General features: G+C 35.8%; 7 protein-coding genes and 1 pseudogene. All 8 read left to right on the forward strand.

All coding sequences use genetic code 11. The features are described 5' to 3' along the window. Nucleotides 1–506: 506 nt before the first annotated feature. The 8 genes and pseudogenes from Q5W13_RS15095 (at nucleotide 507) to Q5W13_RS15130 (ending at nucleotide 12145) form a co-directional block, all read left to right on the forward strand. Nucleotides 507–1781: a ribonucleotide-diphosphate reductase subunit beta gene (locus tag Q5W13_RS15095; RefSeq protein WP_155594276.1), complete on the forward strand. Its 1275-nt coding sequence runs from the start codon at nucleotides 507–509 to the stop codon at nucleotides 1779–1781. Next, a pseudogene (locus Q5W13_RS15100) lies at nucleotides 1782–3570 on the forward strand (ribonucleoside-diphosphate reductase subunit alpha). It begins immediately after the preceding gene. Between the two features lie 401 nt (nucleotides 3571–3971). After that, nucleotides 3972–4493 (forward strand): hypothetical protein, encoded by a 522-nt coding sequence (locus Q5W13_RS15105; protein WP_304443564.1) that lies wholly within the window; start codon nucleotides 3972–3974, stop codon nucleotides 4491–4493. Between the two features lie 364 nt (nucleotides 4494–4857). Then, nucleotides 4858–7767, forward strand: coding sequence for an ATP-binding protein (locus Q5W13_RS15110; protein ID WP_304443565.1), 2910 nt, complete (start codon nucleotides 4858–4860; stop codon nucleotides 7765–7767). A 164-nt stretch (nucleotides 7768–7931) separates the two neighbouring features. Further along, nucleotides 7932–8432, forward strand: a complete 501-nt coding sequence (locus tag Q5W13_RS15115; protein ID WP_304443566.1) for a hypothetical protein — start codon at nucleotides 7932–7934, stop codon at nucleotides 8430–8432. Between the two features lie 2 nt (nucleotides 8433–8434). After that, nucleotides 8435–8569: a hypothetical protein gene (locus Q5W13_RS15120; RefSeq protein WP_304443567.1), complete on the forward strand. Its 135-nt coding sequence runs from the start codon at nucleotides 8435–8437 to the stop codon at nucleotides 8567–8569. Between the two features lie 278 nt (nucleotides 8570–8847). Continuing rightward, nucleotides 8848–10269 carry a cytochrome-c peroxidase gene (locus tag Q5W13_RS15125; RefSeq protein ID WP_304443568.1) on the forward strand — a complete coding sequence of 474 codons (1422 nt, stop codon included), beginning with the start codon at nucleotides 8848–8850 and terminating at the stop codon, nucleotides 10267–10269. A gap of 193 nt (nucleotides 10270–10462) precedes the next feature. Further along, nucleotides 10463–12145, forward strand: coding sequence for a tetratricopeptide repeat protein (locus Q5W13_RS15130; protein ID WP_304443569.1), 1683 nt, complete (start codon nucleotides 10463–10465; stop codon nucleotides 12143–12145). The last annotated feature ends 4 nt before the right edge of the window (nucleotides 12146–12149 follow it).

The following is a 12149-nucleotide window of genomic DNA, read 5'->3' on the forward strand; positions in this document are numbered from 1 at the left end:
TTTTGAACCATTGAATCAATTCAACTGGAAACTACCTATTCTTATATTTTTTCAGCTTTTCTTGGCTCAGAAAAGCAATCACCTAAACGAAGAACACATGCATAATTACTAAATGAAAAAAGTAGGAGAAAAGGAATAATTTTGGTCATTTTTTAAAATGAGTATAAGAGGTAGTGATAAAATGCAGAAACAATCACTTGCAAACTTTTTTGTATAATTTTTAAATAAGAGTTACTAACCAAATGAAATTAAATAATAACTCAAAAAAAGCTCAATTTAGGAGTTCTTATAATCGGGAACTAGATATAGTATTTAATCTATCTAGCGCTTTAAATTGTATCTATTTTTCTTTTCTGAGGCAACTCTCTAGAAGACAATTAGTTTACCCTTTTTTTTGATGGTTGTTAATAAAAGTCTGAAAACATTACTTTGATTTAAGAGAAATACGAGGAATAAAACAAGACCTTTATACTTCTTCTGAAGAAGAATTTTAAGATTCATTTCCTATGCAGATAACACACCTTATAAAAAGGGATTTTTCCAAGAAACCGTTTCAGTTATACAAAATAACTGAGGCTATTATGAAAGCCATGACGGCGGCGTCTCATGGTGGTCCTAACGATGCAGAACGTATAGCAAATAACGTTCACGCTTCACTCCTGGAACGAAGTGCACTAGATAATAATTATGTGCCTACGGTAGAAGAAGTGCAAGATTTTGTTGAAAACAGACTCATGGAAGGTGGGTTTTTTGACGTTGCCAAAGGATACATCTTGTATCGTAACGAGCAGGCTCAAAAAAGAAAGTCAAATATCTTTGAGAAGCGCATCAACTTAAAGCCGTACGAATATCCGCAGTTATATGAATACGTGCCAGCTATTCGTCATTCATATTGGATACATACGGAATTTAATTTCACAAGTGATATTCAGGATTTTAAAACCGGTCTTGAAGAATCGGAAAGAAGTGCTATCAAAAATACCATGTTGGCTATTTCCCAAATAGAAGTTGCTGTAAAAAGTTTCTGGGGAGATATCTACCATAAAATGCCTAAACCGGAAATTGGTTCGGTTGGAGCTACTTTTGCGGAAAGTGAAGTACGTCATGCAGATGCATATTCTCATTTACTTGAAATTTTAGGACTCAATGCAGAGTTTAAAAATTTAAAGAAGAAGCCGGTCATGATGAAGCGTGTGCAGTATCTAGAAACAGCACTTAAGAACGCAAAAAGTGTAGATAATAAGGAGTATGCAGAATCAATTTTGTTGTTCTCTTTATTTATTGAACATGTTTCTCTTTTTTCACAGTTTTTGATCATAATGGCTTTCAACAAGCACAAGAATATGTTTAAAGGTATTTCTAACGTGGTTGAAGCTACCTCTAAGGAAGAACAGATTCATGGTGACTTTGGTATTGATGTTATTAAAATCATTAAAGATGAAAATCCAGATTGGTTTGATGAAGAATATCATACTATGATACAGAATATGTGTCACGAAGCATTTATTGCCGAAAGTGAAATAGTAGATTGGATTTTTGAGCAAGGTGAACTGGACTTCTTGCCAAAAGCAGTGATAAACGAATTTATTAAAAACCGATTCAATAATTCTTTAAGTAGTATTGGAATTGACAAAATATTTGATGTCGATGAAAAACTATTGACGGAAACAGAATGGTTTGATGATGAAATTATAGGAACCAAACATGGCGATTTCTTTGTGAAGCGCTCTATCAATTATAGTAAAAGAACCCAAAGTATAACAAGTGACGACCTTTTCTAAATGAACGAATTAAACACTACCACCTCACAAATTAAAGAAACAATTTCAGAGCAAGACCAACTTGTGAACGCAAGAAGAGAAGCTCTTAAAAACACTAAGAATGAACCGATAGGCGGTTTTGAGTGGCTTACCGACCACAGTCTTAACTTTTTAAACTCTGGATATTTAACCAAAGGCGTAACTGCTGAGCAACGTATTCGCGAAATAGCGGATAGAGCAGAACAGTTGTTAGACATCTTAAGGTTTCTCCGATAAATTTTTCGGATATATGTCAGAAGGGTTTTTCTCTTTGGCATCACCGGTATGGTCAAACTTTGGAAAAGAAAGAGGATTGCCAATTAGTTGTTTTGGTTCGCATATAGGCGATGATATGGGTAATATTTTATATACCCAATCAGAAGTTGGTATGATGTCTAAAATGGGTGGAGGTACTTCTGGTTATTTTGGAAAAATAAGACATCGTGGTGCTGAGGTTAAAAACAACGGTCAAGCTTCAGGAGCTGTGCATATTATGCAGCTTTTTGAATCTATGGTAGATGTTGTAAGTCAAGGTTCAGTTCGTCGTGGTCGTTTTTCACCATACTTGCCTATTGAGCATCCAGACATTATGGAATTCTTGGAAATTGGTACGGAAGGAAATCCTATTCAGGAGCTTACCCATGGGGTAACGGTTACCGACGATTGGATGAAGGCAATGATTGAAGGTGATACGGATAAACGTTCTATTTGGGCTAAAGTATTGCAACGTAGGGGAGAGATGGGGTATCCATACATATTCTTTACGGACAATGCCAACAATGGTGCATCAGACGTATACAAAGAGAAAGATTTACCTATATATGCAAGTAACCTTTGTACAGAGATAATGTTACCATCAAATGATGATTGGTCGTTTGTATGTGTATTGTCTTCAGTAAACGTGTTGCATTATGATAAGTGGAAAGATACCGATGCAGTTGAAACAATGGTATATTTCTTAGATGCAGTTATTACTGAATTTATTGAAAAACTAGAAAGATATCGCGACTCTGATTCCCGTGAGGACAGGCAGACTTTCCTTTTTATGGAGCGCGCTTATAATTTTGCTAAAGATAACCGTGCCCTAGGTCTTGGTGTTTTAGGATGGCATTCATTATTACAATCAAAAAGATTACCTTTTAACAGTCAAGAAGCGTTTAACTTAAATAGTGAAATATTTAAGGGAATAAAGGAGAAATCATACAAAGCGTCAGAAGAGTTGGCAGCTAAGTTTGGTGAGCCAGCCGTTCTTAAAGGATATGGTAGACGTAATGCAACTTTGAATGCAGTAGCGCCAACAACATCCTCAGCTTTTATTTTAGGACAGGTATCACAAGGTATTGAGCCAATTTGGTCAAATATTTATGTAAAGGATATTGCCAAAGTAAAGACGACTATCAAAAATCCATTTTTATTGGATTTATTGGAAGAAAAAGGAAAGAATACAACAGAGGTATGGCATAGTATTCGTGAACGCGATGGTTCTGTACAGCACCTAGAGTTCTTGACGGAACTAGAAAAAGATGTGTTCAAAACGTATTCTGAAATAGACCAGATGGATATTATCTATCAAGCGGCAAACCGTCAAAATCATATTGACCAAGGCCAATCGGTAAACATAATAGTGCATCCAGATATGCCAGTAAAAGAAATCAATAAGATTCATGTTACGGCATGGAAACTTGGGTTAAAATCGCTCTACTACCAACATAGTATGAATGCGGCCCAAAAATTCAAGCAGAAAAAAGATTGTGCTAGTTGTGAAGCATAAGCTTCAAAGCATAGTTATCTAAGGCTTATATTTTACTTTATTAAAAACCAACCCTATTCTATAAATTAGAATTGGGTTGGTTTTTTTGTGGTTATCCTCAAGTAGATTCATATTCCTTCCTAGGAACGTAAATCTGAGACGTGTGATGTTTATTGTTTGGGCGAATCCAAAAGAGTAACAATAAGGTCTTAGCAAAGCTTCAGAGTACGCTACTTAATTTGTCAACTCTTAAGTAGTTGATTATTAGGAATATAAATATAAAAATTGCATGTTATTGCAATAATAGTACACGTTTTTTCTTTACGATACTTATATACTCCAAGTCATTGAAATAATAGTGAATATCATTTTTTCATAAGTGCTATATCATTGTGTTATAATTAATCTTTAAATAAAATATTATGAAAACAATTTTAATTAGCGCGATGATTTTAGGTATTGTTACTATTGGATATTCTCAAGGTACAAGCAAGAAGCAAAATCTAGAAATTACAATAGAGAGCACAATATCTGCTCCTAAAAACATAAATTACTTAAACAAGGTACAGGTAGGAATAGTGTCACCACGAGTTTTAGAATTACAGCATTCTGTGGCAAACTTTAATCTGTCTGAATCAACTTTATATAAAATTAAAGACAAACATTATATAGTCTATTTTAGAAAGACAAAGGGTTTGATAAATGCCACATTTGATGCCAAAGGCAAAATTCTATATGCTATGGGCCGCTTTAAGGATGTTATCTTTCCTATGCCTGTTCGCAATACAATTTATAAAACGCATCCAGGATGGTATGTGTTGGGTAATACATACAAGACTACCTATTCCACAGAAAGGGGTGCGGAAAGTTTGTATAAAGTGACGATTGGCAAAGGCGCACTTGAAAAGAGACTAAGAATTGATGGGGAGGGAAATCTTCTATAATACGCTCAAATGATAGCATGAGAATGCTCTCAATCTATAATAGCAGAGAGGGAGGCTTTTCTAATTGTTCATACATTTAAAGTGCTAAAGATGAATGGATCTAATTGATTCTTTATCAACTTTTTAAAAAGTAAAATAACGCTTTACTAAATTTATTATCTTGCATAGGAACCATTCTGATAATTTCCAGTATCAGAGCCATTGATGCCCCCTATCAATTTCAGCGGATTCAAGACAACCATATTATTCATGAAAAATCTCCCTTGTTTCAAGAATCTCCTTTGGGTTTCGTTTTTGCTATGCGGTATTACTTTTTACAGACAAATGAACCAATAGGTTAGCTTAATTAGTAGAATAGTTTGTCTTGAATGAACGTGTTGAATTGCATCCTATGGATAATAATTTTACAAAGAACGTACAGAACATTGTCCTAAATCGTAGCTGTTATGAAAACTGCGGTACAGATTCACTTGCCTTACTTTATAGGTTCCTTGTATTTTTACTTGTATTCTTTATGCAATCTAATATTCAGGCTCAAACACGGGTAGAAATCCCTGAAAGTTCTAGTTGGAGTATGACATTGATTGATGAATTGGAAGTCATGAGTGATGAACAACATCAATGGTCAGCAGAATCATTATTTGCTAATTCAGATGATTTGTTTGCACCTAATTCTGCAGATGCAAAACCCGTGTTACATAACTATTGGGCCAAGTTTAAATTGGCTAATACAAATGAAAGCGAACAATGGCTGAGTTTTGAATCCTATTACTGGGATTATGTAACGCTTTATTTTCGTGATTCGACCGGGCACGTAACAGTCATTCCTTTTGGTATATTGAGTAACCCTAATAATCACAAGTTTCTTATCCTTCCACAAACGGAATATGTTGTACTCGTCAATTTTGAGTCAGGTGGTCAGTTCCGTAGGGAGGACAATATAAACCTTGTTATCAAGTCAACAATAGCTGCGTTGGAAAGTAAAACATTTACCAACTACTTAGATGGTATTTCCTTTGGTATCATGTTTGGTTTTGCTTTGTACAACCTATTTTTATTTATTTCTCTACGCGACAGGACCTATTTTTGGTATTCATTATATATCCTTTTTCTTGCTATCAGCTTTGCTACATTATTTGCTGCTGAACCATCAAAGTTGACACAATTTTTCACTCCTAACTATCCATCATTTCCATTTTATTTAAAGAAGGTTTCAGAACCGATAATTATAATATCATATATCAATTTCGTTAGAAATTTTCTTTTGACAAAGAACAGGCATCCGATTTGGGATAAGGGTTTAAAGATTTTTATGGTCCTAATCATTCTTCAATTTTTGGCCAATGTAACTGGCATATATCACTTTACCGGTATAACCCGTGTTATGATATGGAATACTGCCACATTATGTTGTGTAATATTAGCCTTCATATATTATTTTCATGGGTATGCCAAAGCCAGGTTTCTTATTGTTGGTCAATTTTTTATTCTAATAGGAGTCGTTGTTACAGCTACACACTACGCTGGGTTCGATTTGCTTAACTTTCTTCCTAAATCAGAATTCTTTAATTATTTCAGATCTCCATCTAGTTACTTTGCCTTTGGTGCAGTAGAATCTATCGTTTTCTCTTTTGCCATGGCTGATAAATATAATATGATGCAGAAGGAATCCGTGAGGATGAAAATCGAAAAGGAAAAAGAAAAGTCTGAAGTATTTCGATTGCGAGAATTAGATAATTTTAAAAGTCGCTTCTACTCCAATATTACTCATGAATTTAGAACACCGCTTACGGTTATTCTTGGCATGACAGATGCATTGGAAAGTGAATTACAGACCAAAATGAATCCACCCATTAAAAATGCAGTGAAAATGATTCATAGAAATGGCAGCAATCTTTTGTCGTTGGTAAATGAAATGCTAGATCTCTCTAAACTTGAGAGTGGTCGTATGGAAATGAGTCTGGTGCAAATCAATGTAATACCCTTCATCAAATATTTAGGCGAGAGTTTTCATTCATTCGCCCAAGAAGATGATATCCATTTTACAGTATATTCAGAAATTGACGAATTAGTGATGGATATAGATTCTCAGAAATTGGCTACCATAATCTCCAACCTGCTTTCGAATGCGATAAAGTTTACTCCTCCTTTGGGAAAAATCATTCTTCATATCCAGAATGATTCTGATATGAATTTGGTCATAAAAGTTACCGATACAGGCATAGGCATAGCAGAAGAAGAGTTGCAACATGTTTTTGATCGTTTTTATCAAGCAGATACAGCTCACACAAGAAAGGGAGAAGGATCCGGTATTGGCCTTTCTTTGACCAAAGAATTGGTACAACTGCTAGGGGGGCAAATTTCAGTTATAAGCACACCGAACGAAGGCAGTGTTTTTAAAGTGGAATTACCTATAACACAAAATGCTCCAAAAACTACTATAGAGTCCTTAAAGCTGAGTCATCAGTCAGTAACGGAGGGGGTTGATTCAGAAATCAATCAAAAAGCAGGTTCCAAGGATGAGGATTTACCTCTGGTACTAATTATAGAAGATAATAAAGACGTTGCCTATTACTTAAAACAATGTTTAAAGGACCAATATAAGACGATGCATGCCATAAATGGTATTGAAGGTTTAGAAATGGCATTTGAACACATTCCGGATATTATTATCTCTGATGTAATGATGCCGGGTAAAGATGGTTATGAGGTGTGTAGCATGTTAAAAGAGGACCAGCGTACCGATCATATTCCTATTGTTTTATTAACGGCCAAAGTAACTACAAAAGATCGTGTTATAGGACTAACTCACGGAGCGGATGCATATTTAACCAAGCCTTTTGTAAAAGAAGAGTTATTTGCGCGATTGGAGCAGCTACTTTTTTTACGGAAGAAATTAATTAACAAGTTCCAGTTAGGCCAAGTATCTAAAATAATGGCAAAACAACCTATAAATGCAGAAACCAAATTCATTACCAAAGTCATCCAACTTATACATGAAGATTTAGATAACTCTACCTTTGGCGTCTCTGAACTCAGTACAAAATTAGGCTTAAGTGAATCGCAGGTATATCGTAAATTAAAAGCAATTTCAGGAAAGTCAACTGCTGTTTTTATTCGCACTATTCGCTTAGAATCAGCGAGAGAGCAGCTACAAACCACCGATAAAACGGTTTCAGAAGTTGCCTATGCCGTAGGATTTAATGATCCATCATGGTTTAGCAGAGCTTTTAAAGAGGAATATGGCTTTGCACCAAGCAGTATTTTTAAATAACTGGTTTACAATATATTATAATTAGACATTGCATGTTTTTGCAATAATAGTACAAGCTTTTTATTTCTAATTCATTATTACTCCTTGGCTTTGAAAAAATGGTAAATGTCATTTTTTGATAAGTGCAATATCATTGTATCATAATAATTATAAAAACATATATTATGAAAACTACAATGAAATTTTTTAGCTACGGAATTCTAATTTTAACTTTATTATTTACTTCTTGTACGGAAGAAGGAGATATTGGCCCAATTGGTCCTGAAGGTCCTCAAGGTATCGCTGGAATTGATGGTGCCGATGGAATGGACGGATCTGACGGTATGGATGGTGCTGATGCCCCAGATGGCTCAAATGAAGCAGTTATAACCAACTATTCAGAAACAAAAGTACCAGGATCATTTTCTACGCTTGATCGCGATATTGACGGCGTTACTGCATATTTCAAAACCACGGATTTAATCCCGAATAATGCCTATACCTTATGGTTTGTAGTCTTCGGCGAAACTCCAGGTCCGCCAATTTCTACATTTGCGGCAGGTCATATCGCAGGAGAAACTGGAACAGAAATTTTTGCCGCTTTTAAAAGTGTCGATGCTGATTTTGATAACCCTATGACGGGTGAGATTCACTTAGCATTACGTACCCATGGCCCAGTTCAATAGGAATGATACTAGACCAGATACAAACTATGGATGGCGGCTGTACTTCTGGTTTTGATTCTGGACCAGGTACTCATCCAGACTCTAATGAAGTTGGGTATTGCGCGAATGTACAAGTTGCCAAATATATTGTTGAATAACAATTGAATTGTGTAACGCTTTCTTTGCGAACTATTTACAACAAGAAGTAATTAGGCTACACTAATAGTGTCGCCATGGGGTAGTCTAATTATTTTCTTAAAGAACTCCAAAACCAATAAAAACGGTAGTTCTAACCACTTCTAAAGATGCTTTAAGAGAGGTGTGCTAAGTTATTCTGAACTTTCTCTAAAAATCGGGATAAATAATAATCGAACCCTCTATAAAAAACCTCTAAATAAGAGGGAAGTGATTTACTTCCACTTTTAACTAAGATATCATGACTAAATTCATCTGTTATATAGCGAGTTTTTTGGATAGCTTTACCTCGGAAACCAACGGCCTAATACCTGAAATTAAAAATTCCAGAATTTCTGCACTATCACTTTTTTCTATACTTCTGCTTATATTTTCATGTGAAAAAGATAATGAACAATATGTAAATTTTGATGCTGAAAACGATGAATTAACGGATTTGATAAATGATGTAAGTTCACTAACTGCATTACAGTTAAATAAAGAGAATACAATACAATCTATCCCTCAAGACCCCAAAAACCCTATTACTCAAGCTAAAATAGATTTAGGAAAACTCTTGTTCCATGAAACAGGCATAGCCCTAAACCCGAAACAAACAGAAGGAATGAAAACCTACTCTTGTGCTAGTTGTCATCAAGCAAAAGCTGGTTTTCAGAGTGGTATAAAGCAAGGTATCGGTGAAGGCGGTTTTGGTTTTGGTCTTTTTGGAGAAGCACGGGTAATGGCTACAACTTACAAAGACACGACCATAGATGTACAACCCATTCGATCTCCAACAATTTTAAATTCTGCTTATCAGGATGTTATGCTTTGGAATGGTCAATTTGGAGGAACTAAAACCAATCAAGGCACGGTAGCTCAATGGACGGTGGGCACCCCAAAAGAAACCAATACATTAGGGTTTGAAGGTCTAGAAACACAGGCTATTGCCGGTCTAGATGTTCACCGTTTGATAATTAATCCAAAAATGATTGTGAATAATGAGACGTACAAAGCGCTCTTTGATGAAGCATATCCTAATATTCCTATTGAAGAAAGGTACACCAAATTGTATGGTGCTCTTGCTATTGCTGCATATGAACGAACTGTTGTAGCCTCCGAAGCTCCTTTTCAAAAGTGGCTCCAAGGTGAAGACGGGGCATTAACTGAAACAGAAAAGCAAGGAGCAATACTTTTCTTTGGAAAAGGAAAATGTTATATGTGTCATTCAGGACCAGCTTTAAGCGGAATGGAGTTTCACGCCCTCGGAATGAATGATTTAGGCAGTAGTGAAGTTCACGGCAGCATTGACGAGGCAACAAAAAAAGGTCGCGGCGGATTTACAAAAAATCCTGAAGATGATTACGCTTTTAAAACTCCTACACTATATAACTTAAAAGATGTTCATTTCTTAGGCCATGGCGGAAGCTTTACAAGTGTAAAAGAGATAATAATTTACAAAAACAATGCTATAATCGAAAACAATGAGGTGGTTCTAAGCAATATTTCAAGTCAATTTAAACCATTAGGTTTAACAGACATAGAAATTAACCAACTAACTGTATTTGTCGAAAATGCTTTATATGACGATAATCTTGAACGTTATGTACCTGAGTCATTACCAACAGGACAATGTTTTCCCAATGCCGATGCTCAGGCTAAAGAAGATACTGGGTGCAATTAAAAAATATAAAAACAAAAAAAAGACATTCGTAAATTTATTCATCGCGCAAAAGCAGTCAAAAAATATCAGATATAAAGCCGTTTACAAATTATTGAATGCCATCTATACGTCTTTTTTACAACTTTTAGATAAAATACTTATATTATGAATAGTTCCCCTAACTAACGTATTTCCAAAATTAAATCGCGGAACTATGAAACCAAAAATTGTATTATTCCTTTTAGGTATGTTTTTACACCTTATCTCATGTAAAGACAATGCTATGAAACCCAATCCTGCTTTAGCCACCATCGACTTTTTAAGAGGAGATTTATTACTCTGCGGTAGTGGACAATTTGGGGAATTGAAATTCTCGTTATCCTGCAATTATGAAACAAGAGCCGATTTTGATTTGGCTGTTGCATTACTACATTCCTTTCAATATACCGATGCGGAAAAGGCATTTGTAAAAGTTATAGATGCCGACCCAAATTGCCCAATGGCCTATTGGGGCGTTGCCATGAGTATTTATCATGCGGCTTGGTTTCCACCTTCCGAAAAGGACTTAAAAAAAGGTAGGCAGGTATTGGCTGTTGCTAAAGAGTTATCTATGGATGAAAAGCAACGCGATTACATCAACGCCATAGATGTATTCTATACCGATTGGCAGAATGTAGACCACTCGACTAGAGCCAAACGTTTTGAAATGGAAATGGAAAAAATACACCTTAAATATCCAGAGGATGTCGAAGCTGCTATTTTTTACACCTTGGCCTTATATTCTACTCGAGATAGAACTGGAAAGGAATATAAAAACGAACAAAAAGCAGGAAAAATTCTCGAATCTCTCTTTGAAGAAAATCCGAATCACCCGGGTATTGCTCACTACATCATCCACAATTATGACAACCCCGTTCTAGCGCACAAAGGACTGGAAACTGCGCGTAGGTATGCAAAAATCGCCCCTTCATCTTCACACGCTCAGCACATGCCTTCCCATATTTTCACTAGGCTCGGCATTTGGGAAGAGTCAATAGAATCGAACATTCAATCTGCTGAAAGTGCACGATGTTATAAACAAGCATTGAATATTAATGACGGGTTCTTCGAAGAGTTACATGCCATTGATTATCTAGTCTATGCCTATCTACAACAAGGTGATAATACGAGGGCTGAACAACAGTATAACGCAATTAAGACGGCTACAGCAATCTATCCATTAAATGTTACAGCTGTCATGTATCCGATTGCCGCTATACCTTCCAGATTGGCATTAGAAAACAAGAATTGGAAAAGAGCAGCAAATTTGCAATTACAAGAAACAGGTCTAGATTGGGGGAAATTTCCATGGCAAAAAGCAATACATCATTTTGCTAAGGCGCTGGGTGCGTCACACACCAAAGATTACGCTTTAGCAGAAGAAGAGATAAAAACACTTACAAAATTGCATCAGCTAATGATTGCAGAAAACGACCCTTCGCAATTCATACAAGTGAACCAAGTTGAAATTCAACTGAAAACGGCACAAGCTTGGTTGTTTTTTACACGTAAAGATGTGGAGAATGGATTGGCTTTTATGCAAGAAGCAGTTGCTATAGAGCGAAAAACGAGCTTGCACCCGCTAACTCCGGGGGATGTTTTGCCGGCCATGGAATTATTGGGTGATATGCTATTGGAAATGAACAAACCAGATGAAGCACTTATAGCATACGAAGAAAATCTAAGTAAGACGGCTAAAAGATTTAATGGAATTTACGGTGCAGCCAAAGCAGCCAAAAATTCGGGTAATTTGGAAAAAGCAACTCACTATTTTAAACAACTTATCGAATTAACTAAGAATTCAAATAGCGTAAGACGTGAAGTTGAAGAGGCCAAAGAATTTATTGCACACTCTTAATACA

The sequence above is a fragment of the Zobellia laminariae genome (assembly GCF_030553095.1).
In the GTDB taxonomy this organism is placed as follows: Bacteria; Bacteroidota; Bacteroidia; order Flavobacteriales; family Flavobacteriaceae; genus Zobellia; species Zobellia laminariae.

Bases quoted from the DNA above. Each gene is read 5' to 3' on its own strand.
- Q5W13_RS15095 (WP_155594276.1), top strand. From the start codon at position 507: ATGCAGATAACACACCTTATAAAAAGGGATTTTTCCAAGAAACCGTTT.
- Q5W13_RS15105 (WP_304443564.1), top strand. From the start codon at position 3,972: ATGAAAACAATTTTAATTAGCGCGATGATTTTAGGTATTGTTACTATT.
- Q5W13_RS15115 (WP_304443566.1), top strand. From the start codon at position 7,932: ATGAAAACTACAATGAAATTTTTTAGCTACGGAATTCTAATTTTAACT.
- Q5W13_RS15120 (WP_304443567.1), top strand. From the start codon at position 8,435: ATGATACTAGACCAGATACAAACTATGGATGGCGGCTGTACTTCTGGT.
- Q5W13_RS15125 (WP_304443568.1), top strand. From the start codon at position 8,848: ATGACTAAATTCATCTGTTATATAGCGAGTTTTTTGGATAGCTTTACC.
- Q5W13_RS15130 (WP_304443569.1), top strand. From the start codon at position 10,463: ATGAAACCAAAAATTGTATTATTCCTTTTAGGTATGTTTTTACACCTT.